The sequence below is a fragment of the Ruegeria sp. BC1 genome, from assembly GCF_056539305.1.
Window position 1 is genome coordinate 15,675 of sequence record NZ_JBQFUT010000004.1, and the last position, 25,509, is coordinate 41,183.

Annotated in this window: 27 protein-coding genes and 2 pseudogenes; 14 read left to right on the forward strand and 15 right to left on the reverse strand. The window is 59.1% G+C overall.

From position 1 onward, the window contains the following. Positions 1-128: 128 nt before the first annotated feature. From deoC to ACR0IY_RS10145, 3 genes are all read left to right on the forward strand, one after another. Positions 129-1,127 (forward strand): deoxyribose-phosphate aldolase, encoded by a 999-nt coding sequence (gene deoC / locus ACR0IY_RS10135; protein WP_480672830.1) that lies wholly within the window; start codon positions 129-131, stop codon positions 1,125-1,127. Between the two features lie 10 nt (positions 1,128-1,137). Next, positions 1,138-3,471, forward strand: a complete 2,334-nt coding sequence (locus ACR0IY_RS10140) for an aldehyde dehydrogenase family protein (RefSeq protein WP_480672832.1) — start codon at positions 1,138-1,140, stop codon at positions 3,469-3,471. A gap of 221 nt (positions 3,472-3,692) precedes the next feature. Beyond that, entirely contained in the window at positions 3,693-4,508 is an 816-nt protein-coding gene (locus ACR0IY_RS10145) for an SDR family oxidoreductase (protein ID WP_480672834.1), read from the forward strand. A 22-nt stretch (positions 4,509-4,530) separates the two neighbouring features. Here the strand turns inward: ACR0IY_RS10145 and ACR0IY_RS10150 are convergent, their stop codons facing one another. From ACR0IY_RS10150 to ACR0IY_RS10180, 7 genes are all read right to left on the reverse strand, one after another. After that, on the reverse strand, positions 4,531-5,841 hold the full coding sequence (locus tag ACR0IY_RS10150) for a M16 family metallopeptidase (RefSeq protein WP_480672836.1): 1,311 nt from the start codon (positions 5,839-5,841) through the stop codon (positions 4,531-4,533). Beyond that, positions 5,838-7,175, reverse strand: a complete 1,338-nt coding sequence (locus ACR0IY_RS10155) for a M16 family metallopeptidase (protein ID WP_480672838.1) — start codon at positions 7,173-7,175, stop codon at positions 5,838-5,840. Before ACR0IY_RS10155 ends, ACR0IY_RS10150 begins: the two co-directional genes overlap by 4 nt. An 82-nt stretch (positions 7,176-7,257) precedes the next feature. Beyond that, positions 7,258-7,776 carry a DUF3035 domain-containing protein gene (locus ACR0IY_RS10160; RefSeq protein ID WP_480672840.1) on the reverse strand — a complete coding sequence of 173 codons (519 nt, stop codon included), beginning with the start codon at positions 7,774-7,776 and terminating at the stop codon, positions 7,258-7,260. A 50-nt stretch (positions 7,777-7,826) separates the two neighbouring features. After that, entirely contained in the window at positions 7,827-8,297 is a 471-nt protein-coding gene (gene lspA, locus ACR0IY_RS10165) for a signal peptidase II (RefSeq protein ID WP_480672842.1), read from the reverse strand. After that, on the reverse strand, positions 8,297-9,886 hold the full coding sequence (purH, locus tag ACR0IY_RS10170; RefSeq protein ID WP_480672844.1) for a bifunctional phosphoribosylaminoimidazolecarboxamide formyltransferase/IMP cyclohydrolase: 1,590 nt from the start codon (positions 9,884-9,886) through the stop codon (positions 8,297-8,299). The genes lspA and purH overlap by 1 nt, the downstream gene beginning before the upstream one ends. A 22-nt stretch (positions 9,887-9,908) precedes the next feature. Continuing rightward, positions 9,909-11,648, reverse strand: a complete 1,740-nt coding sequence (locus ACR0IY_RS10175) for a heparinase II/III family protein (RefSeq protein ID WP_480672846.1) — start codon at positions 11,646-11,648, stop codon at positions 9,909-9,911. Between the two features lie 90 nt (positions 11,649-11,738). Then, entirely contained in the window at positions 11,739-12,995 is a 1,257-nt protein-coding gene (locus tag ACR0IY_RS10180) for an RsmB/NOP family class I SAM-dependent RNA methyltransferase (RefSeq protein ID WP_480672848.1), read from the reverse strand. Positions 12,996-13,085: 90 nt separating this feature from the next. Here ACR0IY_RS10180 and ACR0IY_RS10185 point away from each other — a divergent pair, with 90 nt between their 5' ends. Beyond that, a complete protein-coding gene (locus ACR0IY_RS10185) occupies positions 13,086-13,268 on the forward strand; it encodes a DUF1674 domain-containing protein (RefSeq protein ID WP_480672849.1) in 183 nt (60 codons plus the stop codon). A gap of 4 nt (positions 13,269-13,272) precedes the next feature. Here ACR0IY_RS10185 and ACR0IY_RS10190 read toward each other — a convergent pair whose 3' ends face one another. Further along, positions 13,273-14,127, reverse strand: a complete 855-nt coding sequence (locus ACR0IY_RS10190; protein WP_480672851.1) for a LysR family transcriptional regulator — start codon at positions 14,125-14,127, stop codon at positions 13,273-13,275. Between the two features lie 99 nt (positions 14,128-14,226). Here ACR0IY_RS10190 and tmpA point away from each other — a divergent pair, with 99 nt between their 5' ends. From tmpA to ACR0IY_RS10205, 3 genes are read left to right on the forward strand one after another with little or no spacing between them, the layout of a single operon-like run. Next, entirely contained in the window at positions 14,227-15,363 is a 1,137-nt protein-coding gene (gene tmpA / locus ACR0IY_RS10195) for a 2-trimethylaminoethylphosphonate dioxygenase (protein WP_480672853.1), read from the forward strand. Further along, positions 15,360-15,950, forward strand: a complete 591-nt coding sequence (gene tmpB / locus ACR0IY_RS10200; protein WP_480672855.1) for a (R)-1-hydroxy-2-trimethylaminoethylphosphonate oxygenase — start codon at positions 15,360-15,362, stop codon at positions 15,948-15,950. Before tmpA ends, tmpB begins: the two co-directional genes overlap by 4 nt. Beyond that, positions 15,947-16,615, forward strand: a complete 669-nt coding sequence (locus ACR0IY_RS10205; RefSeq protein ID WP_480672857.1) for an ureidoglycolate lyase — start codon at positions 15,947-15,949, stop codon at positions 16,613-16,615. Before tmpB ends, ACR0IY_RS10205 begins: the two co-directional genes overlap by 4 nt. Here ACR0IY_RS10205 and ACR0IY_RS10210 read toward each other — a convergent pair. Then, the gene (locus ACR0IY_RS10210) at positions 16,602-17,285 is read right to left on the reverse strand and encodes a DUF2306 domain-containing protein (protein WP_480672859.1); all 684 of its coding nucleotides are present in this window, start codon (positions 17,283-17,285) and stop codon (positions 16,602-16,604) included. The genes ACR0IY_RS10205 and ACR0IY_RS10210 overlap by 14 nt on opposite strands. Before the next feature lie 39 nt (positions 17,286-17,324). Continuing rightward, positions 17,325-18,134, reverse strand: coding sequence for a 4-hydroxy-tetrahydrodipicolinate reductase (gene dapB, locus ACR0IY_RS10215; protein WP_480672861.1), 810 nt, complete (start codon positions 18,132-18,134; stop codon positions 17,325-17,327). A gap of 92 nt (positions 18,135-18,226) precedes the next feature. Here dapB and rbfA point away from each other — a divergent pair, with 92 nt between their 5' ends. Genes rbfA through truB form a run of 3 tightly spaced genes read left to right on the forward strand, consistent with a single transcriptional unit; the run spans position 18,227 to position 20,322 of the window. Further along, the gene (rbfA, locus tag ACR0IY_RS10220) at positions 18,227-18,622 is read left to right on the forward strand and encodes a 30S ribosome-binding factor RbfA (RefSeq protein ID WP_480672863.1); all 396 of its coding nucleotides are present in this window, start codon (positions 18,227-18,229) and stop codon (positions 18,620-18,622) included. Then, positions 18,619-19,356: a phosphodiester glycosidase family protein gene (locus tag ACR0IY_RS10225; protein ID WP_480672865.1), complete on the forward strand. Its 738-nt coding sequence runs from the start codon at positions 18,619-18,621 to the stop codon at positions 19,354-19,356. The genes rbfA and ACR0IY_RS10225 overlap by 4 nt, the downstream gene beginning before the upstream one ends. Positions 19,357-19,416: 60 nt before the next feature. Beyond that, positions 19,417-20,322 carry a tRNA pseudouridine(55) synthase TruB gene (truB, locus tag ACR0IY_RS10230; RefSeq protein ID WP_480672867.1) on the forward strand — a complete coding sequence of 302 codons (906 nt, stop codon included), beginning with the start codon at positions 19,417-19,419 and terminating at the stop codon, positions 20,320-20,322. 5 nt (positions 20,323-20,327) lie between these two features. Here the strand turns inward: truB and ACR0IY_RS10235 are convergent, their stop codons facing one another. Further along, positions 20,328-20,696 carry a nuclear transport factor 2 family protein gene (locus ACR0IY_RS10235; protein WP_480672869.1) on the reverse strand — a complete coding sequence of 123 codons (369 nt, stop codon included), beginning with the start codon at positions 20,694-20,696 and terminating at the stop codon, positions 20,328-20,330. 105 nt (positions 20,697-20,801) lie between these two features. Here ACR0IY_RS10235 and ACR0IY_RS10240 point away from each other — a divergent pair. Both ACR0IY_RS10240 and ACR0IY_RS10245 read left to right on the forward strand, forming a co-directional pair. Next, positions 20,802-20,960: pseudogene (locus ACR0IY_RS10240) on the forward strand (DUF1643 domain-containing protein); the annotation flags it as partial. Positions 20,961-21,050: 90 nt separating this feature from the next. Continuing rightward, positions 21,051-21,635 (forward strand): DUF1643 domain-containing protein, encoded by a 585-nt coding sequence (locus tag ACR0IY_RS10245; protein WP_480672871.1) that lies wholly within the window; start codon positions 21,051-21,053, stop codon positions 21,633-21,635. Between the two features lie 108 nt (positions 21,636-21,743). On the opposite strand, the pseudogene ACR0IY_RS10250 reads toward ACR0IY_RS10245, so the two are convergent. Both ACR0IY_RS10250 and ACR0IY_RS10255 read right to left on the reverse strand, forming a co-directional pair. Next, positions 21,744-21,955 (reverse strand): annotated as a pseudogene (locus ACR0IY_RS10250) (IS5/IS1182 family transposase); the annotation flags it as partial. Positions 21,956-22,111: 156 nt separating this feature from the next. Continuing rightward, positions 22,112-22,369, reverse strand: a complete 258-nt coding sequence (locus tag ACR0IY_RS10255; RefSeq protein WP_480672873.1) for a helix-turn-helix domain-containing protein — start codon at positions 22,367-22,369, stop codon at positions 22,112-22,114. An 87-nt stretch (positions 22,370-22,456) separates the two neighbouring features. On the opposite strand from ACR0IY_RS10255, the gene ACR0IY_RS10260 reads away from it, so the two are divergent. After that, entirely contained in the window at positions 22,457-23,092 is a 636-nt protein-coding gene (locus ACR0IY_RS10260) for a hypothetical protein (RefSeq protein WP_480672875.1), read from the forward strand. 29 nt (positions 23,093-23,121) lie between these two features. Further along, the gene (locus tag ACR0IY_RS10265) at positions 23,122-23,550 is read left to right on the forward strand and encodes a helix-turn-helix domain-containing protein (protein ID WP_480672877.1); all 429 of its coding nucleotides are present in this window, start codon (positions 23,122-23,124) and stop codon (positions 23,548-23,550) included. Positions 23,551-23,759: 209 nt separating this feature from the next. On the opposite strand, the gene ACR0IY_RS10270 is transcribed toward ACR0IY_RS10265, so the two are convergent. Next, positions 23,760-24,257 carry a hypothetical protein gene (locus ACR0IY_RS10270; RefSeq protein ID WP_480672879.1) on the reverse strand — a complete coding sequence of 166 codons (498 nt, stop codon included), beginning with the start codon at positions 24,255-24,257 and terminating at the stop codon, positions 23,760-23,762. A 110-nt stretch (positions 24,258-24,367) separates the two neighbouring features. Then, positions 24,368-25,494 (reverse strand): IS3 family transposase gene (locus ACR0IY_RS10275; RefSeq protein WP_480672881.1). Its coding sequence is split into 2 segments (ribosomal slippage): positions 24,368-25,230 and positions 25,230-25,494, totalling 1,128 coding nucleotides; the frame shifts between segments, so codons are not numbered across the junction. Positions 25,495-25,509: the final 15 nt, after the last annotated feature.

The following is a 25,509-nucleotide window of genomic DNA, read 5'->3' on the forward strand; positions in this document are numbered from 1 at the left end:
CGAATTAGTCGCAAGAAAACGCCAATTTTGTCCATTTGGTCAAAAAAACCACTCCTCCGCGCCGTCTACACCTTCCATTTACCCGCAACCCGTGCGATTTTGGCGCAAACCTCCCAAAGGATGTGAATATGGAAACGCAGAGCTCAGAAAGCCCCGTGCGCACCGCGCATCTGCCGCAAGTGACCGAACCGCGGAACCCCGGCATGGAGCTGGACCTGGACTGGGTGCGCGCGGTGCAGGCCAACACCTCGGCCATCGAGCGCCGCGCCGCAACCCTGCCCGGCCGCCGGTCGGTGAAGAAAGAGCATCAGGCCGCGTGGTTGCTTAAGGCCGTCACTATGATCGACCTGACCACCTTGTCCGGTGACGACACGGTTGGCCGCGTGCGCCGCCTATGCGCCAAGGCTCGGCAACCGGTGGCAGCAACCGTGTTGCAGGCGCTGGACATGCCGCCGATCACCACCGGAGCTGTCTGTGTCTATCACGACATGATCGACACGGCCGTGACCGCGCTGAAAGGCACCGGCATCCCGGTCGCCGCCGTATCCACCGGCTTCCCAGCAGGTTTGTCCCCGTTCCACCTGCGGGTGGCCGAGATCGAAGAAAGCGTGAAAGCCGGGGCCGAAGAGATCGACATCGTCATCTCGCGCCGTCACGTCCTGTCGGGTGATTGGCAGGCTTTGTATGAAGAGATGAAGGCCTTCCGCGTCGCCTGTGGCGATGCCCATGTCAAAGCCATTCTAGCCACTGGAGAGCTGGGCAGCCTGCGCAACGTGGCCCGCGCCTCACTGGTCTGCATGATGGCAGGGGCTGATTTCATCAAGACTTCGACCGGTAAGGAAAGCGTCAACGCCACCCTGCCCGTATCGCTGGTGATGATCCGTGCGATCCGCGATTACTATGACCGCACTGGGTATCGCGTCGGGTACAAACCTGCGGGCGGCATATCCAAAGCCAAGGACGCGCTGGTTTACCTGTCGCTGATCAAGGACGAGCTAGGAGACCGCTGGCTGGAACCTGACCTATTCCGCTTTGGTGCGTCGTCGCTGCTGGGCGATATCGAGCGGCAGTTGGAACACTATGTCACCGGCGCGTATTCTGCGGGCTACCGTCACTCCATGGGCTGAGGAAAGAACAATGACAGTCAAAGAGATTTTCGAGACCATGGATTACGGCCCCGCCCCCGAAAGCGCTGCCGAGGCTTTGGCCTGGCTGGTCGATCAGGGCGACAAGTTCGGACACTATATCGATGGAACCTTCACCAAACCGGGCAAAGGCTTCGACAGCCGAAACCCGGCGACCGGAGAGGTGCTGGCCAAGCTTACACAGGCGAAACAGGCCGATGTGGATGCTGCCGTGTCTGCCGCCCGTAAAGCGCAACCGAAATGGGAAAAGCTGGGCGGCGCGGGCCGTGCGCGTTATCTCTATGCCATTGCGCGCCTGCTGCAGAAGCATTCCCGCCTGTTTGCGGTGCTGGAAAGCCTCGACAACGGCAAGCCGATCCGTGAATCACGCGATATCGACATCCCTCTGGCCCAGCGGCATTTCTATTACCACGCGGGCATGGCGCAGTTGATGGAAAGCGAGTTGCCCGACGCGCAGGCGCTGGGTGTGTGCGGTCAGATCATCCCGTGGAACTTTCCATTGTTGATGCTGGCGTGGAAAATCGCTCCGGCGCTGGCGATGGGCAACACCGTGGTTCTAAAGCCGGCAGAATACACGTCACTGACGGCGCTGCTGTTTGCCGACATTTGCTCGCAGGCCGGGTTGCCGAAAGGCGTGGTTAACATCGTTACTGGTGACGGCGCCGTGGGTGAGATGATCGTGACCGCAAATGTGGACAAGATCGCCTTTACCGGCTCGACTGTTGTGGGGCGGCGTATCCGCGAAGCAACTGCGGGATCAGACAAAGAACTGACCTTGGAGCTGGGCGGCAAGTCCGCCTATATCGTTTTTGATGACGCCGATATCGACAGCGCCATCGAAGGTCTGGTCGACGCGATCTGGTTCAATCAGGGTCAGGTCTGCTGTGCGGGCTCGCGCCTTTTGGTGCAGGAAGGCATCGCCGATCGCTTCCACGACAAACTGCGCGCTCGGATGGACGGCTTACGTGTTGGCAACCCGTTGGACAAATGCATCGACGTGGGTGCCGTTGTCGACCCCGTGCAGCTTCAGACCATCAAGAGCATGGTCGAAAGCAATACGGTCGGTCACGTCCATCAGGCGGCTTGCGATCTGCCCGCGAATGGCTGTTACTACCCACCGACACTTATCTCGGGCCTCGAAACTTCTGATCCGCTGATGCAGGAAGAGATCTTCGGCCCGGTGCTAGTGTCGTCCACGTTCCGCACGCCGGAAGAGGCGGTCGAGCTGGCCAACAACACCCGCTACGGGCTGGCCGCAACGGTGTGGACCGAAAACGTGAACCTGGCGCTGGACATCGCACCCAAATTGGTTGCCGGTGTGGTCTGGGTGAATGCAACCAACCTGTTCGACGCCGCTGCCGGGTTTGGCGGTGTGCGCGAAAGCGGTTTTGGCCGCGAAGGCGGCTGGGAAGGGCTGGCGGCCTACACCAAGCCCAAGGGCAAATCCAAGCCGCTGTCACAGGTCGAAGCCACTGTGGGCGAAGGCTCTCCGGTCGATCCGATTGACCGCACGGCGAAGATGTATGTCGGTGGCAAACAAGCACGGCCCGACGGTGGCTATTCCAAGCCGGTCTGGGGTAAGTCCGGCCTGTTGGGTCATGTGGGCCTTGCCAACCGCAAAGACGTCCGCAACGCGGTCGAGGCTGCGGCGGGGGCCAAAGGCTGGGCCAAGACCACTGGCCATTTGCGGGCGCAGATTCTGTATTATATCGGCGAGAACCTCTCGGCCCGTGCCGATGAATTTGCCGCCCGTATCGACGCCATGACCGGCCGAAAAGACGGCGCGAAAGAGGTTGAAGCCTCGATCCAGCGTCTGTTCACCGCCGCCGCCTGGGCTGACAAATATGACGGTCAGGTGCACGGTGTTCCAATCCGTGGCGTTGCGATTGCGATGAAGGAATCCGTTGGCGTCATCGGTGCCTTGTGCGCCGACGAAGCGCCTCTGCTGGGCCTGGTCTCGGCCATGGCTCCTGCAATTGCGATGGGCAACCGGACAATTCTGGTAGCCTCGGAACCCTATCCGCTGGCAGCCACCGATTTCTATCAGATCCTGGAAACCTCGGACGTGCCTGCAGGCGTAGTCAACATCCTAACCGGCAGCCACGCCGAACTGGCTAAACCTCTGGCGTCACACCTGAACGTGGACGCGGTCTGGTCATTCTCGTCCACCGATCTGTCGAAAGAGATCGAGGTCGTCTCGGCCGGGAACCTGAAACGGACCTGGGTCAATAACGCGACGGCATTTGATTGGGGCGTGGACCAATCCCGCCGCTTCCTGCAGGCTGCGACCGAAGTGAAAAACATCTGGGTGCCCTACGGCGAGTAGGGCTCCCGCGACCGGAGAATCAGATTTGGTATTGCCAGTGGGTAAGAACGCAAGGGTATCTCTTGCTTGTCTTGTTGTATTCTCGCTGGCGGTCTCCGTAGCTGTGAGTTTTTTTACCAGCGGATTTCGAAACCCACGTGCTTCCGATTCTTGAAGAAACACGGAATGCAGTAGGCCGAGACAATCACGCAAACTAGCAGAGGATAACTAGGGAGGCCTACATGGATTTCGCAGGACAAACCGTTATCGTCATTGGTGGCACCAGTGGCATCAACCGAGGTATTGCCGAGGCCTTTGCGGCCTCGGGGGCCAAGCTGGCCGTCGCCAGCCGCTCGCAGGACAAGGTGGATGACACGGTCGCGGCGTTGAAAGCTGCTGGCGCGCAAGACGCCATCGGCGTTGCGTTTGACGTGCGGGACCCCGACGCAGTGGCCGATGGTCTGAAGAGGTTCCACGACGCATTCGGCGATTTCGACGTGCTGGTCTCGGGTGCCGCGGGCAATTTCCCTGCGCTGGCGTCCGAGATGTCGATCAATGCCTTCAAGGCAGTTATCGACATTGACCTGATGGGCACGATCCATGTGATGAAGGGGGCGTATCCGTACCTGAAACGTCCCGGAGCCAGCATCATCAACATCTCAGCCCCGCAGTCGTTTCTGCCTTATGAAGGACAGGCCCATGTCTGCGCCGCAAAGGCGGGTGTAGATCAGATCACCCGGACACTGTCGATGGAATGGGGTGTCGAGGGCATCCGTGTGAACTCCGTCGTTCCCGGTTTCATCGAAGGTACCGAAGGCGCAAAACGATTGGCCCCCACCCCCGATGCCGAAGAGGCCCTGCGCCGCGATGTGCCGATTGGGCGCTGGGGGACCACGCAGGACGTGGCCAATGCCTGCCTGTTTCTCAGTTCGGACATGGCCAGCTATATCAGCGGCACGGTGCTGTCCGTGGACGGCGCGCTGTATCAGCGCGGTTCAGGTAAATTCGGGCAGATGATGGGGCAGATGCTGCGCGACGCAGCTGGAAAAAAGGGCTGAGCGGCGCTCAGCCCCTTGATCATCAGTTCGTGGTTTCAAGACCTTCTGGCTTACCGACGACGGTGAAATGCAGCCCCTCTGGGTCGAGCAATTCGCTGGCCACGCGGTTCACCTCGTCCAGCGTCACCGCATTCACCTTGTCGTTGCGCGTGGCGATATAGTCGATGGGCAGATTCTCCATCTGCATCCCGACCATGATACCGGCAATCTGCCCGTTTCCATCGAACCTCAGCGGGTAGGCACCCGTCAGGTAGGTCTTGGCGTCGTCCAGTTCTTTCCGGGTCACGCCCTCGGTCGCGGCGCGGGCCCATTCGTCACGGATCACTTCGACAGCTTCGGCAATCCGGTCATTGGCCGAGGACACAGAACCCAGATAGACCGAGGCCAGATCCTTGGGCACAAGATAGGTCGCAACGCCGTAGGTCAGCCCCCGTTTTTCACGCACCTCTTGCATCAGGCGGCTTTCAAATCCCCCACCTCCGAGGATGTGATTCAGGACATAGGCGGCGAAGAAGTCCGGGTCGTCGCGGTCGATCCCCTCATGACCGAACAGGGCAACCGATTGCGGGGTGTCGAATTCGACCACGCTGATGCCGCCAGGAATGTCGACGTCTGCACGGCCCGGAATAGGTTTTCCGGTCTCGGGCAGATCGGCCAGCAGCGTGTCCAGCAGCACACCCAGTTCTTCAGCGGTGATATCCCCCACAGCTCCGACATAAAGCCGGTCTTTGGCGAAAGCATTATCGTAGGCGGTGACCACATCTTCCCGCGTCAGGCCACTGACGCTTTCGATCGTTCCCTTGCCTTCGGAGCCATACGGGTGATCGCCATAGGCCATCTGCGCGAAATTGCGTCCGGCAATGTCGTTCGGGTCACTCTGATCCGACCGCAGGCCGGACAGAACCTGTGCCTTCACCCGCTCCACCGCATCTCCATCGAACCGAGGCTCATGGATCGTGGTGCGCAGCAGATCGATCACTTCCTCCCGGTTTTCGGACAGAAACTGCGCCGAGATCGACACCGAGTCATCCGAGGCGTTGTACCGAAACGAGGCCGCCAGCGACTCCAACGCGCGGGCATAGGTGCGGGCATCCATGTCGCCAGCGCCTTCTTCGATCAGGCCGCTCATCAGGTATGTTGCGCCGCGTTTTTCTGGATCATCCAGCGAAGTGCCACCCCGAAAGCGCAACTCCAGTGCGGTAAAGGGGATCGAGTGATCCTCGACCAGCCAGGCGGTGATACCGCCGGGCGAGGTGACTTCTTCGATTTCGATCTCGGCCCAGGCGGGCAGTGCGATGACAACGGCGATCAAAGTTGCGAAAATGCGTTTCATTGCGTCACCTCATCGTCGCGCATCAGCCAGCCGGTGACCGATGATTCCGGTTGCAGAACTTCGCGGGCGGCTGCGATGATCTCATCGCTTGTGACGGCCTGCAGGATATCGGGCCAGGCCTGTACATCCTCGACCGTCAGGCCGCTGGTCAGGGCACGGCCATAGCGGTTGCCGATCCCGTCTACATTGTCGCGTGCATAGGTCTGGGCTGCACGCAGCTGCATCTTGATCCTGTCCAGATCCTCTTCGTTGATGCCCTCGGCGATAAAGTCTGCGACAGCCTGATCCATGGCATCCTCGGCCTCTTGCAGCGACACCCCTTCGGCGGGCACGACCAACAGATCGAATGTGGTGTCATCCAGCGAAACGCCGCGATAGAAGGCCCCCGTATAAACGACTTTTTGCTGCTCGAATTGCAGTTTTTCGTTTAGATAAGACGTGGTGCTGCCACCCAGCAATTCAGCCAGCAGGAACAGCGCCGCCGCTTTTTCCTGTGCACCGGCGTCCCGCTCGGGGGCCAGATAGCTACGCTGCACATAAGGCTGCGATACACGCGGGTCCTTATAGGTCAGACGGCGCTCTGCCGTTTGCGGAGGTTCCTGCGAGCGTACACGCTCGGGCAGGTCGGGGTTTGAGGGTATCACACCGTAATATTGCTCGGCCAACGCTTTGACCTCATCCGGCTCCACATCGCCGGTGACCACCAGAATGGCATTATTGGGCGCGTAGTGGGTCTGGTAGAAGGACAGCGCGTCGTCCATGTCCAGCGTCTCCATCTCGTGCCGCCAGCCGATGATCGGCACGCCGTAGCGATGGTTCAGGTATTGCGCGGCGTTCATCTGTTCCCCGAACAGGGCACGCGGGCTGTTGTCCGTGCGCTGGTTGCGTTCCTCAAGAATCACGTCACGCTCGGTTGCGATGTCCTCCTCGCTCAGGCGGATGTTGTGCATCCGGTCCGCTTCCATCTGCATCATCAGCTCAAGCCGGTCGGCGGCAACGCGCTGGAAATAGGCGGTGTAGTCATAGGATGTGAAGGCGTTGTCATTGCCACCATTGGCGGCCACAGTGGCCGAGAACTCGCCGGGTGCCAGCGTATCGGTGCCTTTGAACAGCAAATGTTCCAGAAAATGCGCCACGCCGGATGATCCCACAGGTTCATCCGCCGATCCGGCGCGATACCAGACCATGTGCTGCACGACAGGCGCGCGGTGATCCTCGATCACGACGACGTCCATGCCGTTGTCCAGTGTAAAGGTTGTAACCGCCTCTTCCCCATCGGCAAACAGGGGCGTTGCGGCGAACAGGGCGGCAGATAATGCCATGGCCCGAACCATAGGGCGTCCTCCGTATCGTTTGATGCTGTTCAAACTACGATGGTGCTGCGCAGGTTCAAGGCCGATGACGGAAAGTTAAGATTTATTCATTCGCCGGGGGCGCGGATGGCGTTTCCAACCCGGCGCGGCGCGCGGCCTCGTTCTGAGCGTCGGCATCCAGCGCCTCGCGACGATAGACTTGCGAGTAACGATCCACCTTGAACAGACGCAACCGGGTCCAGCGACCTTGTTTTCTGCGGAATTCGGCATCTTCGGTATCGACCACCTGCCGCGTATTTGCTGGCACGCCATAGCGGCTGGACGCTGTCAAAAGCGCCGCATCCGACGCCGGGATGGCGGTGTTGGGATTCAGCGCGGCGGCATTGCCACCCAGCGCTGCAACCGCGTCCGCTTTCGGAGTCGGATCGGTCAGGTTGGCACCACCCGGTGTGGGCGCAGGCAGGAACTGGTAATCCTTGGGCTGGGTCAGCGGTTTGACCGGCAGGACCGAGAATTCATCCGGCCCCGGACCTGGTGCCTCAAGGTGGCGCAAACCGATATCAGCGCAGCCCGCAACCGCAAAGGCCAATGTCACAGCAAGTATGGAACGCGGCAGCCGCATCAGAGTCTCCAGCCTGTTTCAGGCGCTTTTATCCCATTTCCCCGGGCAGGTCACGAGGGCTTTTTGCCATCGAACAACACAAGTCCGAATGCACCAGCAAAGATAAACACATCGGCCAGATTGAACACGAACGGGTTGTTGATGCCGCAGCAGGACATGTTCAGGAAGTCCAGCACATAGCCATACAGCACCCGGTCCAGCACATTGGCCAAGGCCCCGCCGATCAGCAGGCCGCCGCAGACCAGCATCAGTTTCGACGGGGCGGAACGCAGTAGCCAGATCAGCACACCGACCGAGATGACCAGCGAAATACCGATCAAAACCCAGCGGGCCGAGTCGCTGTCCCCCTGGAACAGACCGAAGTTGATGCCCCGATTCTCGCCGTATTTGAACACCAGCAAGGGGGGCAGCACATCGATGTTGCCCTCGGCCACGCGCATGACGTGAACGACCAGATATTTGCTGATCTGGTCGATCGCAAATGCGACCAGCGCGGCCCAGAGTAGAAGGCGATAGCGCATCAGTGACGGAAGTGGCGCATGCCGGTGAAGACCATCGCCAGACCGGCCTCGTCCGCGGCCGCGATCACCTCGTCATCGCGCATTGAGCCGCCGGGTTGAATGACGCATGTGGCACCGGCCTCGGCGGCCTCCATCAGCCCGTCAGGGAAGGGGAAGAACGCATCCGACGCCACCGCCGAACCGATGGTCAACGGCTGCGGCAGATCCAGCACGTCGGCCATGCGCTCAGCCTTTTTGGCGGCGATCAGGGCCGAGTCCACGCGGCTCATCTGCCCTGCACCGACACCCACAGTCGCGCCGTCCTTGACGTAGACGATGGCGTTGGATTTGACGTGTTTGGCCACTTTCCACGCAAACAGCAGATCGCGCATCTGCTCCTCGGTTGGGGCTTTCTTGGTGACAACCTTCAGGTCATCCATGCCAACAAAACCGTTATCCTTGTCCTGCACCAGCAGGCCACCGGCCACCTGACGCACGGTTTTGCCACCGGCGGTCACGTCAGGCAGGCCATCCGTCGTCAGCAGGCGCAGGTTCTTCTTGGCGGCGAAGATCGCCTTAGCCTCATCCGAAGCACCCGGCGCAATCACAACCTCGGTGAAAATCCCGGTGATTTCCTGCGCGGTTTCGGCGTCCAACGGCTGGTTCAGCGCCACGATGCCACCAAACGCCGAGGTGCGGTCGCAATCGAATGCCGACTTGTACGCTTGCAGCAGGGTCGCACCTTTGGCCACGCCACAAGGGTTGGCGTGTTTGATAATGGCACAGGCGGCGGTGTCCGCAGGATCGAACTCGGCCACCAGCTCGAACGCAGCATCGGTGTCGTTGATATTGTTGTAGCTCAGTTCCTTGCCCTGATGCTGAACGGCAGTCGCCACGCCGGGGCGACCTGTACCGTCCGTGTAGAACGCTGCCGATTGATGGCTGTTCTCGCCATAGCGCAGGGTCTGCTTCAACTCTCCGGCAAAGGCGCGACGACGCGGAGCCTCAGCGGCCAGCGCATCTGCCATCCAGTTCGAAACCGCCGCGTCATATGCAGCGGTACGGGCATAGGCCGTCTGCGCCAGAGTCTGTCGGAAAGCATAAGAGGTCTGACCGTCATTCGCCGCCAGTTCCGCCAACAGGGCATCGTAATCCTGCACGTCGACCACAACGTTTACAAAAGCGTGGTTCTTCGAAGCCGCGCGGATCATCGCCGGACCGCCGATGTCGATGTTCTCGATGCAGGTGTCATAATCCGCACCCTTGGCGACGGTGGCCTCGAACGGATAGAGATTCACCACCAGCAGGTCGATCGCACCGATGCCATGTTCAGTCATCGCGGCCAAGTGGCTGTCATTATCGCGCAGGGCCAGCAGGCCGCCATGCACCATCGGGTGCAGTGTTTTCACGCGGCCATCCATCATCTCAGGGAAGCCGGTGATCTCGCTCACATCCTTCACCTCAAGCCCTGCATCGCGCAGAGCCTTGGCGGTGCCGCCGGTCGACAGCAATTCGACTCCACGTTCTGCCAATGCCTTGCCCAGCTCGATCAGCCCGGTCTTGTCGGAAACGGAAAGCAACGCGCGGCGCACGGGGTGAAGGTCGGTCATGGGTCCAAGGGTCCTTTTGGAGTCAGTCGAATTCGGGCTCGTCCCGGTGCAAGTCGCGCACGGCATAGGCTGTATCCTGTGCCTTGCTCAACGTCCACTGGATGCGCGTCGCATACTCCATTGCGCGTCCAGATAGAACGATCTGTTTTGTCGCGCGTGGCTTTAAACGCCCTTTTTCAAGATAAACACTTGGTTCAACTGATAATTTTCCAACGCCGTCGTGACGGAAAACCCAGATCTCGCCACTTTTGAGCGCCATGGACACCGCCGCGCCACCCAGATCGATGGCTGCATCGACGTCTGGATGCAGATGAAACCGGATATCAAAGCCGATGCCGTTCAACCCCGAGGCGTCCAGCGCCTTGTCGAACTGCCGCTTGGATTTGTCGGTGGCGGTCAGCAGAATATCTTCTCCCGTCAGTTCTCGCCCGTCAAAACGCAGCTCGAACGTGCGAGCATGGGTCAGACCAAATACCTTGGTGTACCCGTCGTGCCCGACCATAAAGCGGGTACCTTCGAACGCGTCCTCAAAATCGGTCGGAACCTCTTGCGGGGCATCGATCAATGCCTCTTTCTCACTGCCGGGGCTTGCGGTTGCCAGCCGGGCGCTGGAATAGCCATCCAGACACAAAGTCGAATGGGACGGCGTTGCCCGCCCGGCCCGCCGCCATTCAGAACCGAAACTTTCACCCGAGCCGCAATTCACGATCAGCGGACGCCGTCCCGAAGTCAGCTCAAAAGCCAGCGTCGAAGCGTGCGCGTTATAAGATGCGTTTCCCTTGGGGGGCGCGCTGGAATCCACGATCACACTGGTGCGCGCCGCATAAAGCCGGGCATATCCCATCGCCAGGCCAACCGCGTGATGCGGCCTGACACCGCTTTGTGCCAGTGCCTGATCCAAACGGCCTTCGACCCCACGCCCACCGCCATGGAAACGGGCCAGCGCACCGTCGGAATGGCGCAGGCTACGCAGGGTGGGCGCAATGCGCTTGATCGCATCGGCCTGCGCACCGGGCGTTCCCCAGCCCAATTCGCTCAGCGCGGCAGAGGTCCAGGACAAGAGCATAAAGACCTCTAGCAATTCCTCAGGGTTGCGGGTCGTGATGCCACCCTGCGAGTCGATCTGCTTTTCGCATTCTTTCGCCAGCGCGCGCAGCGCCGGGTCAGCCATTTTCTCGAGCCCTTCCAGCGCCAGTCCAGCCTGCACCAACCCGGCGAGCGCCTCGAACCGGGGCAGGCCCGGCGTGGCCGCGTGCCAGCGTTTGGACAGGAACCACGTTTGCTGCGCCAACGCGCGGAAGAACACACGGCTTTGGGTTTCATCCGCACCGCGCAGCAGAAAGAGTGCGTGGTTAATCCAACGCATTACCCGCCGCCCGGTCAGATCCGGCGCCCAGCCCGGCCCATGCCCGCGACCGTGTGCCTTGATCCAGCCCCAGACCCAGCGCTGGGCCTTTTCCCGCGCCCGTATGTCCCCGACGGCAGCCAGATCGTCTAGCCAGGCGAATCCGTGGCGTTCATTGTCAAAGCCTGTGCTAGGGGCCACCACGTCCCACAATTCTGTGTCCTGCGCCTCCACCAGATAGCCGGCAAACAGCAGGTTACCCGCCACCAGCTGCCGACCCCGCGCAAAGGAACCGACCGTGCGCGGTTCGGGCTCTCCGACGAAGCCAGTAACCGCTTTGCGCCGTTGGCTGAGACGCGCGTAGAAACGGTTCTGAAACCGCGTCCACCGGTTGGTCATGGTGTCTGATTTTGACATGACGCTCGTTACTCTGCCTCTTGCGCTCTGCTGGCGCCTGAGACCCAACGATAGACCGCCGCGATCGTCAAGTCACCGAAAAGCGTCGCCTCAGGCGGATTTGTTCAGACAAGCGATATAGAACCCGTCCATGCCACCGCGATCCGCCCAGTAGTCAGGCCGCAGGCGCAGGCCGCCTTCTTCGGTAATCCAGCCCTGCTCGACACCGGCAACGGTCAGCGCATCGCGGTCAATATGCATATCCGGGTATCGCTCAAGGGCTTCTTCGACCTGCACCTCGCCCTCATCCGGCAGCAGCGAACAGGTGCAATAAACCAGCCGCCCGCCGGGTTTCAGCAAGGTCCAGGCATGGGCCAGCATCTGCGCCTGCAATTCGATCAGCCCACCGAATTCCGAACCGTCCTTGGCAAAGGGCAGATCCGGGTGGCGACGGATGGTGCCAGTGGCCGAGCAAGGCGCATCCAGAAGAATGGCGTCGTACTGGCCTTGATGTTCAAGCGCGTCACCGGCGATAACATGTGCGTTCAACCCGGTGCGCTGGAGGTTCTCGTGTACACGTTCCAGGCGCGCCTCTGATATGTCCAACGCCGTGACCTTGGCCCCGGCGGCCGCCAGTTGCAGCGTCTTACCGCCCGGTGCGGCGCACAGGTCCAGAACGTTTTCACCAGCTTTTGGTGCGAGAATCTGTACCGGCATTGCTGCCGCCGCATCCTGAACCCACCAGTCGCCTGAATTGAACCCCGGCAGAGCCGACACCTGCCCCGCATCCTGTACCCGCAGTGATCCCGTCGGAAGTGCGTCACCGGGTCCGGTTGCGCCCGGTTTCACAGAGATATCCAGCGGCGCGCCCGCAAAGTGCGCCAGCTCCATACCCGCAACGGCCTCAGTGCCCCACGCCATGATCAGCGGCTCTCGGAGCCAGTCCGGCAAGCGCGGCACCCGCATTTTGGGCCAGGCCTGAGGACCTTCGGCGGCCACTTTGCGCAGAACCGCATTCACCAACCCCTTCAGTCGCCCGTGTTTACGCGACCGGCCGACGATTTCCACCATGGAGTTCACCACCCCATGCGCCGCTTCTCCGTGACACAACTCAACCGCGCCGAGGCGCAGCGCGTTATGCACGGTTAACGCCGGGGTCCGGTTCAGGTGGTTGTCCAGCAACCGGTCGGCCCGTTCAAGGCCGCGCAGAGTCTCAAGTGTCAATCGTTGCGCCCGGGCACGATCCTCGGGGCTCAGCCGATCCAGCGCTCCAGCGGCCAGACATTCGGACAGCAACCGCCCCTCCCCCAGAATCTGATCCAGCAGATAGATCGCGCTGCGTCGCGCCGCTGTTGCGTTGTCAGACATGAAAACCGCCTTTGATGTGACCCTCGCCCGCATTGCCAAAGGCGGACGGGGGCGTATATCAAGCCCCTGCACGGAAAGGAACCCGATGTCATGAGTGACGACCGCAAAGACCTGCCTCCCGCCGCCCAGCGCGCCTTGGCCGAAGCCGAAGAACGCCGAAAAAAAGTGGAAGCTGAGGCCAAGGAGATGCCCAGGGAATTGGGTGGGCGCGACGGGCCTGACCCAGCCCGGTATGGCGATTGGGAGAAGAAGGGCATCGCGATCGATTTCTGATCGCTTACCCGCGCAGTGCCTGTAGAAAATCGTCGATCAGAGCACGCTGTTTCTTCGATTTCGAGCGCTCTTCGGGCCATGTCAGCCAATAGCCATCCCGCGTTTTCAACTCTGGCAGGTCCAGCCTGCGCAGCCGTCCCGCCTGCAGATCTGCATTGGCCAAGGGCACCGACCCAAGCGCTACACCCATTCCCTGACGTGCCGCGGAAAACGCGTGTTCCATCGAATCGAAACTGATGCGTGACGGTGTTACATCGCCCTGATCTGTCTTTCGCGCCCAGTCGCTCCAGGCGGGCCGCTCGCCTCGAAGGTCAATCAGCGGTGCGCCCCATTCCACACCCGGTGCCGCCATGGGCACCAGCACTTCACGTGCAATCAGTTCAGAATCCCGCCCTGGCCAGGCACCCCGGCCATAGCGGATTTGCAGCCAGGTCTTTTCCTCATCCAGCGAGGATCGCCGTGCCACGGAATCCGTCAGCACGCGCACTTTTGGGCGCACCTCCTGAAATCGGGTCAGGCTGGGCACCACCAGCGCATGGATGTTCGATGACAGCCCGGCCACGCGCAATTCGCGCGGAGACTTCCCGAAAAGGTCCTCGGTGTTGCGTTCCAGCGCCTGCAAACTGTCCTGCACCAACGGCAGATAGCTTTCCCCTTCGACGGTCAGAGACACGCCACGCGCCTCACGCACAAACAGGGTGCGACCCAGCCATACCTCAAGATTTCCGATGCGTTGACTGACGGCGGCCTGCGTCAAACCGAACTCGCGTGCCGCAGCCGAAAACCCTCCCAACCGACCGGCGGCTTCGAACACGCGCAGCCAGTCCAAAGGCGGCAATCCGATCTTTTTCTTAGCCATAAATTTTTCCAAGCCTCAGCAGAAAGAAGGATTAATTGTGGTAATGCCACAGGGCGATTAGTTTCTCAACCAAAGCCCGCGCCGAACAGGAGACCCCCCATGCTGCGCACTGCCACCCATGACGCCTCGGTTGTAACGGTTGAATTCGACACCGGCACTCAGGCCCGTTTCCACGCCATCTGGCTGCGCGACAATGCGCTGGACCCCGACACCCGCGCGCCGGGCAACGGGCAACGCCTAATCACCATCGGCGATATTTCTGCTGACATCTCGGTCAGCGCCGCCGAGGTCAGCAACGGCGATTTGACCGTGACATTCCAACCCGAGGGCAAGACCGTCATCTTCCCCGCCGGTTGGCTGGCGGATCACGTTTATGACCGCGACCACAGCCTCCCCAATGGGCGGACGGCCCCCGGCATCACCACCTGGGAACGCGGCATCAACGCCCCAAGCGCCGATTGGACTGAGGTCCACGCCAACCCCGAAGCCAAGCGCGCCTGGCTGGCTGCGGTGGCCGAATATGGCTTCGCCAAGCTGACCGGCGGCCCGACCGAGCCGGAATCGCTGCTGAAAGTGGCCGATCTGTTCGGCTATGCCCGTCAGACCAACTATGGCCCCTATTTCGAAGTCCGAACCGAGGTGAACCCGACCAACCTCGCCTATACCGGGCTGGGTTTGCAGGCCCATACCGACAACCCCTACCGCGATCCGGTGCCGACGCTGCAAATCCTGTACTGTTTGGAGAACTCGGCCGAAGGTGGCGATTCCATCGTTGTTGACGGCTTCCGCGCCGCCGAAAGGCTGCGCGACCAGAACCCCGAAGGATTCGCCCTGCTGGCGGGTTACCCGGCCCGGTTCGAATACAAGGGGGCGGACGGTATCTGTCTGCGGTCGCGCCGACCGATGATCGAGCTGTCGCCAGATGGTGAACTGATCGGCATTCGCTTCAACAACCGCTCCTCTGCGCCGTTCGTTGATGTGCCGTTTGATCAGATGGAGGCCTATTACGCTGCCTATCGCCAGATGGGTGAGATCATCGACGACCCGGCCATGGGCGTGTCCTTCAAACTGGAACCCGGTGAAAGCTTCATCGTCGATAATACCCGCGTCCTACACGCGCGTCTGGGCTATTCCGGTGCGGGCTCGCGCTGGTTGCAGGGCTGCTACGCCGACAAGGACGGGTTGCTGTCAACGCTGGCCGCGATGGAGATGGCGCAGCCGGAGGCGGCGGAATGAAACCGGATTTCTCGACCCTGAACCGGGACAATATCGTGGCCTTCATCGGCGATATCTTCGACCGCCGTGGCGGCGAAGAATATCTGGGCGAACCCGTCACCATGGCCGAACACATGCTGCAAGGCGCCACCATTGCCGAACAGAATGGCCAGCCCGAGGAAATCATCGTCGGCGCGCTGCTGCACGATATCGGCCATTTCACGTCCGAGTTCGGCACCTACCATCCCGACGACACTGAAGACCGTCACCACGAGGACGCGGGCGCCGAGGTGCTGGAGCAGTTCTTCCCCTCGGTCATCACCGATTGCTGTCGCTATCACGTGGCAGCCAAGCGGTATCTCTGCGCCACAAAACCGGAGTATTTCGCCCGTTTGTCCACCGCATCGGTACATACGCTGGAACTGCAGGGTGGTCCGATGAGTGCCGAAGAAGTCGCGGAATTCGAGGCCAACCCGAACCTGAAAGAGATCATTCAGGTCCGCTATCTGGACGAGGCAGGCAAACGTGCGGACATGGAAACCCCGGATTTCGCCCATTTTGCCCCCATGGTGCAACGCATGGTCGACAAACATCTGGGTGCGACATGAACGCGCCGGAATATATCTTCGAAGCCAGTTCAAAACCGTCCCTGCCCTGGCACGAGGTTCCGCTGATCCGGGCCACTGACGAGACGGTGAAGGGCTATGGCTGTCTGGTCGATGATCCCGAAACCTTCGAGATTGAAATCACCCGATGGCCGCAGCAGGGTTGGCGACCCATCGACGAGGGCACCGGCGACGAGGGCGGTTGGGTCGAGGGCACGTTCCACGGCGAATGGAAAGGCGATGTGCTCTATGGCAGAAACGAAGCGGTGAACGGCCACTATGTTCTGGGCTGGTCTACCGATCCGCAACAAGCCAAAGCCGAGCGCCAAACCACGCCGCGCGATCAGGTGCTGTTGTGGCACATGAATTACCATCCGGACGGTGGGCAGATGTTTTGGCCGCTGGACAACAAGCCTTTCATCGTGCCCGCTGCCTTGCCCGGTGACAACCTGACCCCGGAAAAGGTCGTCGCCTTCTGGTGCGACGGCTCTCGTGGCCTCTACATCCACCCCGGCATATGGCACGAGGGGATTTTTCCGGTTAAGGACAACCAACGCTTTCTGGACCGTCAGGGCGCAGTTCACGCTCGGGTCAGTGCCGATATCGGGAAGGAGTTCGGCGTCTATCTGGCCTGCCCGTTGCGGGCAGACAAAATCAGGGATTTGTGACCAGCGCTCCCTGATGGCCCAAACGCCTACGCATGATCCATATCTGAACGATCAACAGATAAGGCACAAAGAATGCAAAATTCTGCACCAGATCGAAAGGGCCCGAGAAATCGGGCTCTGACCCAAGCCCTCCGGTCAGCAGGTACCAGATCGTGTAGTGGACACGGTAGAGCCACGAGCCAAGCGCCAGCCAGAACAACCGCAGACCCCAGGCCCAATGGCCTGCGCGATCCCGAAAGATCGCCATGCGCGCCAACATCAGCGCCGAGGTAAACAGGCACAGACCGTACAGGAAAAAGCCAGCAGACATCACCGGGCCACCGATTGTTCCGCGCAATGGGATATAGGTCATTCCCGCAAGGCCGGTGATCAGCGCCAGCGTGACCAGCATCGCTCCCAGTGCACGGTGAAACCCATTGAACCTGTGCCGAAGGGGGCGGATCAATTGCAACGGCACCAGCGTCACCAACACCGTTCCGGCAAAGATATGCAGCATCATGGCTGCGTTGCCGACGGTTCGATCTGGAACGAACAGATAGCTCTGTTGGGCCGCGTCATCAGACAACCCAATGTTGATCATCCCGAACCCATGCACCACAAACGGCAGCAGCGTCAGATAGAACACTGCCAACAACAATCCGATTGCCACGCGAGATTTCAGGATCCGCATGATCCGACCTTAGCGCCTCAGGGCGATCCGTCTATGGGCCTACAATCCCAGCACATCCAACATGTCATACTGACCCGGCGCTTTGCCCTGCCCCCACAGCGCCGCCTTTAGCGCGCCACGGGCAAAGATGGCGCGGTCGGTGGCCAGATGGCGCAGCACGATGCGTTCGCCGGGGGCTGCGAACAGAACATCATGTTCGCCAACAATGTCGCCGCCCCGAATGGCGTGAAAGCCGATATGGCCACGCTGGCGCACGCCGGTGATGCCGTCGCGGCCCCGGTCGGACACATCAGCCAGATTGACGCCGCGCCCTTCGGCGGCGGCCTCGCCCAGCATCAGCGCGGTGCCCGAAGGCGCATCGACCTTGTGGTGGTGGTGGCCTTCGATGATCTCGATGTCGAAATCCTCATCCAGTGCAGCCGCGACCTTTTTGGTCAGTTGCATTAGCAGGTTGACGCCAAGGCTCATGTTTCCGGCCCGCACGATCACCGCATGACGTGCGGCTGGCTCAAGCGCGGCAATCTGTTCGTCGGTCATGCCGGTGGTGCCAATCACATGCACACAACGTGCCTGCGCCGCCAGAGCGGCAAACTCCAGCGTCGCCTCGGGGGCGGTGAAATCGATCACCGCCTGCGCCTGCGCAAACGCCTCGAGCGGATCGTCGGTGACAGTAACTCCCAGCGCCTGTCCGCCCATCGCCTCGCCCACATCCCGACCGATCCAATCATGGCCCTTACGCTCGACCACGCCGACCAGGCGCGCCTGGGCGCTGTCTGTGACGGTCTTGATCAGCATCTGCCCCATACGGCCCGAAGCCCCTGTGATGACGATCCCCGGAATATGGGTCATTACGCTGGTCCTTTTCGAATTAGTCGGCTCAAAGCCTCCTACCCGGTTCGGGGCCGCTTGGCAAAGCCCTGCTTTGGGCTTAGATCGGGGATATGGCAAAGAACAAATTCCACGATGGCCCCGGCCCGTCCCAACGACAGCTGCGCGTCGGCGAACTGATCCGCCGCACCCTGTCCGAGGTTCTGGCGCGCGGCGACATCCACGACCCCGACCTGAACCGTATGTCGATCACCGTAGGCGAGGTGCGCACCTCGCCCGATCTGAAAATCGCCACCGCCTATGTGCTGCCTCTGGGCGGTAAAGGGCAGGAGGACGTGATCGAATTGCTGGCCCGCAACAAGGGCGAACTGCGGCGCGCGGTCGGCAAGAAGGTCGGCCTGAAATTCTCGCCCGATCTGCGGTTCCGTCTGGATGACACGTTTGACCGTCTGGACGACACCCGCCGCATGTTCCAGCAGGACGCGGTGCGCCGCGATCTGGACGAGTGATCCGCACTCTGGCCGCCTTGGGCGCGGTCTTCTGGGCCGCGCAAGCCTATGCGGTTACGTGTGAAAAGCTGACCCACGAGGATAAGCGCTATACCATCTGCGAGGTGGACGCAGCCAGTGAAGATCTGCGCCTGTTTCTGAACGATGAAAACGGCGAGTTGCTGGGTCATTTTTCCTCGGTGAACGAAGCGCTTGAACCAACGGGCAAGCGACTGGCTTTTGCCATGAACGCGGGCATGTATCACGATGACCGCTCGCCTGTGGGCCATTATGTCGAACACGGGCAGGAACAGATGCGCGTGATCCCGAATGCGGGACCAGGAAATTTCGGACTGCTGCCCAATGGCGTGTTTTGCATCCGTGACGGTCGTGCTGATGTGTTCGAGACGCTGGATTTCGTGGACACTGCCCCCGATTGCCGCTTTGCTACCCAATCTGGCCCGATGTTGGTGATCGACGGTGAACTGCATCCGCGGTTCCTACCCGATTCGACATCGCTTTACGTTCGGAACGGTGTGGGAACCAGCGAAGATGGCACGCGAGCTGTCTTCGCGATCTCGGACGACTACGTCACGTTCCACGAATTCGGCAGCCTGTTCCGCGATGTACTGAAAACGCCGAATGCACTGTTCTTTGATGGCAATATCTCTCGCATGTACGATCGCGGCAGCAACCGATCCGACATCGGGTTTTCGCTGGGTCCGATTGTTGGCGTGGTCGAGGATACGCCCTGAAATTGACAGCAGCAGAGTGATCCGGTAACTCGCGCGCCTCGGCAAAGGGCAAGGTGCAAGATGGGACGCAAACGCAAGGGTCGCGACATTTCCGGCTGGCTGGTGGTGGACAAGCCTGCGGGCATGACCTCAACGTCGGTTGTCAACAAGATACGTTGGGCGATGGACGCGAAAAAGGCAGGCCATGCGGGCACGCTGGATCCCGAAGCAACCGGCGTTCTGGCTGTGGCTTTGGGTGAGGCAACCAAGACCGTCCCCTATATCACCGACGCGCTGAAGGCCTATACGTTCACCGTGCGCCTTGGTCAGGCCACCAATACCGACGACGCCGAAGGGGAGGTGATTGCACACAGCGATGCGCGACCTTCAGACGACGATATCAAACAGGCACTGACCCCGTTTTTGGGCGAAATCATGCAGGTACCGCCCAAATTCTCGGCCGTGAAGATCGACGGCCAACGCGCCTATAAACTGGCCCGCGATGGAGAGGACGTGGAACTGTCCGCCCGGCCCTTGTGGGTCGAGGAACTGGTGCTGGTCGACCGCCCCGACGACGACCACGTAGTACTGGAAATGACCTGCGGCAAAGGCGGGTATGTCCGTTCCATCGCCCGCGATCTGGGCGCGGCTTTGGGCTGCCATGGCCATGTGAAAGAGCTGCGCCGCATCTGGTCCGGCCCGTTCGACGCCGAAAACGGGTTGAACATCGAACAGATCGACGAGATGGCCAAGACCAAGGCGCTGGACGACTATCTGCACCCGCTGGAAACCGGCTTGTCGGACCTGCCCGAGCTGAAATGCACCCCAGAAGGTGCCACCCGCCTGCGCAATGGCAATCCGGGCATGGTGCTGGCTTCGGATTTGGAATACGGCGACGAGGCCTGGGCCTCGCTCGACGGGAAAGCCGTGGCCGTGGGCGTTTACAAATCCGGTGAATTGCACCCCAACCGGGTGTTTCAGCAGTAATCTATTCAGGTCGGGTGATAGTAGAAAACCTTCGACACGATGATCCATTCGCTGTCGTGATGCAGCAGGGTCAGCATGTCGTCATACCGGTCACCCAGCCAGTAATCCTCGACCAGAACATGCGCAATATCGCCGATACGTGATACGGATTTGATCCGGAACCATGGATCAGGGTCCGGTCGTTCTACAGCGTCCCGCACGGTGGCGATGAAGGCTTCGGTATCTTCCCATTCCAAACCACCGTCAAAATGACCGATCACGCAGGCCTTGGGATGCATTGCAAGGCGCAGCTTGCCGGCATCCGCCTGGCACATGCCCTCAACGTAAAGACGCACCGTTTTGATGATTGCGCTATAGCTGCTCTCGGTGCTCATACTGACCCCTCCCCGTCCGTCTACCGCGCCATTCTAGCACGGATTGGCAGCAGAGGTGACAATTGCCCCTTGCGCCGGGTTGGCAGGTCAGGGCAGGAAAGCGGCATGATCACCCGCTCGCATACAAAGGGCGACGCGCCCTCGACCGCCGTCTACTCCGATTGTGAGAAGTACCGCTACAGCCTGACCCGTGTTTGGGATCCGGGCGGGCGCAAAGCGCTGTTTGTGATGCTGAACCCCTCGACCGCGACCGAGACCGTAAATTATGCACTACAAAGTGTTTTATTATTTGTTTTTCATATTGTTAGAAAGACTACAGTGTAGTCGCATATGTTTTCTTTTCCGGAGGTTGAGATGGCAGATCAGGCAAAAAAGTTCCCAAAGGAAGCGCATACGCTGCACGATCCGGGTGGAAAAGTGCGAATTCGCCTCCCAGACGGGGTTATAGGAAGCGCGACATTTTCCTCCTGTGGGCGATATCGCCAAACGTTAATCCGCGACTGGACACCAGATGGCGCTGAGCCCCGAACCATAATGTTCGTCGGCCAAAATCCGTCAGTCGCCACAGCAGATGTCTCGGACCCAACCTGTGACAGAGAGCTTGGTTTTGCCAGAAGGTGGGGATTTTCGCGCTACGTGAAAACCAACATGCTGGATTGGCGAGCCACCGAGCCCAAGAACGTACCAAATGATCCTGAAATTGCATGCAGTTCAGACAATCTAACAGCAATCCTCAGCGAAGCTGAGAATGCCGAGGAGATTTTATTGGCATATGGAAAACTACACAAGCGGTATGCAGATATCGTCAATAGAACGCTTAACGCCCTTAGGAAAACTGGAAAACCTCTCTCCTGCTTAAAACTGAATAAGGACGGTTCTGCCGGGCATCCGCTATACATAAGTAGTAAAACAGAACGGTTTCCATTTCCGGGCCTTTAGCGGCTTCTTGGGTACAAATACGGCTAAAAGCCGAAAGTGATTTGGAACTCTGGCTGGCCTTGCTGCACTAATCGGGGCGTGACCGAACTTCACATTTCCCAAGCGGATTTATCCGACGGGCCCTCTGACAGGTACACGAAGAACGGTGTAACGTTTGAGAACGGCGACGCAGATCTGGGTTCCCGCAACTTGTCGATCAAAATATCTTGCATCATGGATCGGCCAAGAAGCTTGATACAATTCATCTTGGCCTCGATACGGCTCCGGCGGCGGTATCCACTCCATCGTCGCCAGGTGGCCCAGCCCAAATATCGCGGGGCACTACTACGGCGGCGTCTTTAGAATTGGGCCATTTTTTGAATGAGACAATTTCAGTTTCTTGAATACCGTTATTATTGCATTTAATGCTGGAGATAGACGTGTATCCACCGTGCCAGACAAGGAGCCAACTTGTTTTGGTCTTTTGCGGATAAGTTTTAAAGGTAATGATCGTGCTGCGTGGCAGCTTCGGTAGCTTTTAGAACTTCTTCGGCCTCGACGCCTAAAGCCCTGCAAATAACAATAAGCTCAACGACGTCTATACGGCGTTCTTCGCTTTCTATTCGGGCCACTAAGGATTGCTGGCAATGTAGTCTTTCGGCCAATTGCTCCTGAGACAATCCTGAACGCTTCCTTGCGTCTACAATGGATTGGCACAAAGCTTTGTGCCCACTGCTTCTTATAGTTTTTGACATGACCGCCAAACATTTGTGTGCTTGACGATCCCTAATCTGGATTTTAGATTATCTAAAAAGTAGATAAAATGATCTGGAGCGATACGAGTGCTTGAAGGTGGTTCGTTGAATTTCATAGCCTTGGCGGATTTGGCGGCAAGAAAGGCCCGAGACGAAGTCATCGTTAAGAGCATTCCGCAACCTTTGGCGCGCCGTTTCGTAACGAGCCTTCTCGATCGCCCGTTCCTGCGCCCGCTTTTGGAACTTGAAATCAATGGGTGCACCAGCTTTGAAGGAGCACTTCTATTGGTAGGGCAGGAGCTTGCTCACGCCACGAAATTCCGATGCCGAAGCCAGCAGTTTCGTGGTGAAGAGTGCGAGGCTTTGGAGATATCCCCACTGGGTTGGACAACCTTGGCAGCAGAGCAAGTGGGATTGGAAGAGAACCGTTGGATGCATCTGTTTAGAGAGGCCATTCAGGGGTATGTATGTGTCGATCAAGGAGCTGGGATCTGTATGTCTCGAGCGCTCTACGAAACAGCACTTGAAATCCCAGACCCGGCTTTGCTTGAACGCGTCGTTTTAATTAACAACGGAACTAAACAGTTTCCGCATTTCCGCAGCGGTGCCAATCAAACCGACAAAGGGATTCGGCGGGAGCAGTCCCCATGGTGGAGCACGGATGGGCAAAAGAGGTCATGCGTAGACGTTTTTGACTTAAGCCGGGCGAATGAGGTTTTTTGATTTGACCAATAGCTGAAGCAGAGATTGAGATGCCAGATCAGACCGAAAAGAAGCTCAAACTTGGCATTCTTGACGGACAACTTGGAAATCCTCCTGACTTTATTGATACCCAAGGCACTATTGAAGGCAGACACAATGAAATGGCCGCTGAAGCAGCTGAGATACTCGGTTTGATGATACAGGAAGTACGGCTTCAGCATAAGATGTCAGTCGAAACGCTTGCCGAAAAAGCCGGATTGTCGGCGTTACAAGTAAAGCAGATAGAAGCCGGAGATTTGTGCGTACCAATCGGCGAGACATTTGCAGTTGCCGCTATGCTAAGCGTTCCATTGTATGAGCCCGAAGAGTATGATCCGCGATTTGTCAGCCCGCGGCTGCATGAGCAGAGACAGAAAAATGCTCTTCTACTGCAGCGGGCATTTCAAGTGCGACACAGGGAAGTGGATGACGATTTCTGACACTGCACCATAGTATTGTACGGTGCAGGGCGTGAGAAAGTGTGCCTTTCGAGCTTGGGATATCTACGTTCGCAATACCGCGCCCAAGCTGTTGTTACTCGCAGTCTTTGCATTGCAGATAGCTCGAAAATGCTCAACCCAGAATGCAAGGAAGATGAGCGCTCAGAAGATTGCAGACTTGGCATCCAGAAAGGCTGGTTGGAGCTGTCTCATTTCTTTGTCCCGGCACGCCACGCATAAGCCAAGTCGGCCGCATCTGGTCCAGCGCGGTGCGTCGTGGGTCGGTTCGCTTTAGTTTTGTAAACACGGGCCACGCGGGAGGTGGCTGGATTGCCGTCATCCGAAAATGCGTTCCATACAGCTTGGTCGAAATCCATGATTTGCGGACCGGGCCGTTCGAGCAATCGGTCAAGCCAACGTTGATCATACTCGGGCGCATCTGAGATCAAGCTGTTTTCCCGTGCAATATCCAGAAGCCACTGGCTGACGGCGTCAGCGTCCAATCCGGCGCTGAGAACGCTCAAGTACGGAAGACCGTGAATGGCCTCGGATTTCGGATCCCAATCAGCAGGATCCCAACCTGCTCGCGTGCGTATGAGTCGACTCTTTACAATGACCTTGCTGCCTTCGAGCCATGCCAGCCCAACCTCAATAGGCCAAGATTGGGGGCTGAGCGACGATGCTTCGAAATCAATAAAAATATTCATTTAGTCGGCTACCAGATCTTCGAGAAGGTGATACGGTGCTGTTTCGCGGAACTGCTTGACGAGTTCCGGATCATGCTGATCAGCCCCACCGGAGTGGTCCAATTTGATTGTTAGTGCATGACCGGCCTTGGGTCCATCTGGACGATGGTTTCGGGGGCCGGTGGGCGGTAGCCCAGAGCACTATGTGGGCGTTTCGTGTTGTAGTGTTTCCTCCATTTTTCGATCAGGATTTGAGCTTCTCGCAGGCTGTAGAAGATTTCACCGTTCAAGAATTCGTCTCGGAACCGGGCGTTGAAGCTTTCGCAATATCCGTTTTCCCAGGGGCTGCCTGGTTCGATGTAAGCCGTTTTTGCGCCAACGGCTTTGATCCAATCCCGCACGGCCTTAGCAACGAACTCCGGGCCGTTATCGGAACGTATGAACGAAGGTACTCCGAGCAGGATGAACAGGTCGCTCAAAACATCGATGACGTTGCCTGAGTTAAGCTTTCTGTCGACGCGGATCGCCAAGCATTCTCTGCTGTATTCATCGATGATGTTGAGCGTGCGGAACGCTTTTCCATCATCGGTACGGCAATGCACGAAGTCATACGACCAGACGTGATTGCGCCGCTCCGGTCGAAGCCGGACACACGATCCGCCATCGAGCCAGAGCCGTCCTTTCTTTGGTTGCTTCATTGGCACTTTCAGCCCCTCTCGTCGCCACAGCCTTTCGACGCGCTTATCGTTTACATGCCAGCCAGCATCTCTCAGCAACGCAGCGACCCGACGATAGCCATAGCGGCCATATTGCCGGGCCAACTCGATCATGTCGGCCACCAATCGTTCTTCATCAGATCGACCAACTGGCACCTTCCGCTGAGTAGATCGGTGTTGTCTCAGAACGCGGCAGGCACGGCGTTCCGAAACGCTCAGCTTCGCACGAACACGATCAATGCAAGCACGACGACGAGCGGGGCTCAGAAGTTTCCCTTTGCCGCCTCCGCCAAGATCTGCTTGTCCAACGTCAGATCAGAAACAGCTTTGCGAAGCCGCTCATTCTCTTTCTGCAGACGCTTCAGCTCCTTCAATTGGTCCGTGCCCATCCCACCGTACTTCTTCTTCCAGCGGTAATAGGTCTGTTCAGTCACACCGATCTGACGGATCGCATCAAGACGCGGCATCCCTTGCCCCGTCAAAACCTCAACCTGCCGTAACTTCGTGACAATCTCTTCGGGCTTCGGGCGCTTGTTGGCCATGTGTTTCCTCCGTTT

Coding starts and splice junctions, on each gene's coding strand:
- deoC (WP_480672830.1), top strand. CDS start 129: ATGGAAACGCAGAGCTCAGAAAGCCCCGTGCGCACCGCGCATCTGCCG.
- ACR0IY_RS10140 (WP_480672832.1), top strand. CDS start 1,138: ATGACAGTCAAAGAGATTTTCGAGACCATGGATTACGGCCCCGCCCCC.
- ACR0IY_RS10145 (WP_480672834.1), top strand. CDS start 3,693: ATGGATTTCGCAGGACAAACCGTTATCGTCATTGGTGGCACCAGTGGC.
- ACR0IY_RS10150 (WP_480672836.1), bottom strand. CDS start 5,841: ATGAAACGCATTTTCGCAACTTTGATCGCCGTTGTCATCGCACTGCCC.
- ACR0IY_RS10155 (WP_480672838.1), bottom strand. CDS start 7,175: ATGGTTCGGGCCATGGCATTATCTGCCGCCCTGTTCGCCGCAACGCCC.
- ACR0IY_RS10160 (WP_480672840.1), bottom strand. CDS start 7,776: ATGCGGCTGCCGCGTTCCATACTTGCTGTGACATTGGCCTTTGCGGTT.
- lspA (WP_480672842.1), bottom strand. CDS start 8,297: ATGCGCTATCGCCTTCTACTCTGGGCCGCGCTGGTCGCATTTGCGATC.
- purH (WP_480672844.1), bottom strand. CDS start 9,886: ATGACCGACCTTCACCCCGTGCGCCGCGCGTTGCTTTCCGTTTCCGAC.
- ACR0IY_RS10175 (WP_480672846.1), bottom strand. CDS start 11,648: ATGTCAAAATCAGACACCATGACCAACCGGTGGACGCGGTTTCAGAAC.
- ACR0IY_RS10180 (WP_480672848.1), bottom strand. CDS start 12,995: ATGTCTGACAACGCAACAGCGGCGCGACGCAGCGCGATCTATCTGCTG.
- ACR0IY_RS10185 (WP_480672849.1), top strand. CDS start 13,086: ATGAGTGACGACCGCAAAGACCTGCCTCCCGCCGCCCAGCGCGCCTTG.
- ACR0IY_RS10190 (WP_480672851.1), bottom strand. CDS start 14,127: ATGGCTAAGAAAAAGATCGGATTGCCGCCTTTGGACTGGCTGCGCGTG.
- tmpA (WP_480672853.1), top strand. CDS start 14,227: ATGCTGCGCACTGCCACCCATGACGCCTCGGTTGTAACGGTTGAATTC.
- tmpB (WP_480672855.1), top strand. CDS start 15,360: ATGAAACCGGATTTCTCGACCCTGAACCGGGACAATATCGTGGCCTTC.
- ACR0IY_RS10205 (WP_480672857.1), top strand. CDS start 15,947: ATGAACGCGCCGGAATATATCTTCGAAGCCAGTTCAAAACCGTCCCTG.
- ACR0IY_RS10210 (WP_480672859.1), bottom strand. CDS start 17,285: ATGCGGATCCTGAAATCTCGCGTGGCAATCGGATTGTTGTTGGCAGTG.
- dapB (WP_480672861.1), bottom strand. CDS start 18,134: ATGACCCATATTCCGGGGATCGTCATCACAGGGGCTTCGGGCCGTATG.
- rbfA (WP_480672863.1), top strand. CDS start 18,227: ATGGCAAAGAACAAATTCCACGATGGCCCCGGCCCGTCCCAACGACAG.
- truB (WP_480672867.1), top strand. CDS start 19,417: ATGGGACGCAAACGCAAGGGTCGCGACATTTCCGGCTGGCTGGTGGTG.
- ACR0IY_RS10235 (WP_480672869.1), bottom strand. CDS start 20,696: ATGAGCACCGAGAGCAGCTATAGCGCAATCATCAAAACGGTGCGTCTT.
- ACR0IY_RS10245 (WP_480672871.1), top strand. CDS start 21,051: ATGGCAGATCAGGCAAAAAAGTTCCCAAAGGAAGCGCATACGCTGCAC.
- ACR0IY_RS10255 (WP_480672873.1), bottom strand. CDS start 22,369: ATGTCAAAAACTATAAGAAGCAGTGGGCACAAAGCTTTGTGCCAATCC.
- ACR0IY_RS10265 (WP_480672877.1), top strand. CDS start 23,122: ATGCCAGATCAGACCGAAAAGAAGCTCAAACTTGGCATTCTTGACGGA.
- ACR0IY_RS10270 (WP_480672879.1), bottom strand. CDS start 24,257: ATGAATATTTTTATTGATTTCGAAGCATCGTCGCTCAGCCCCCAATCT.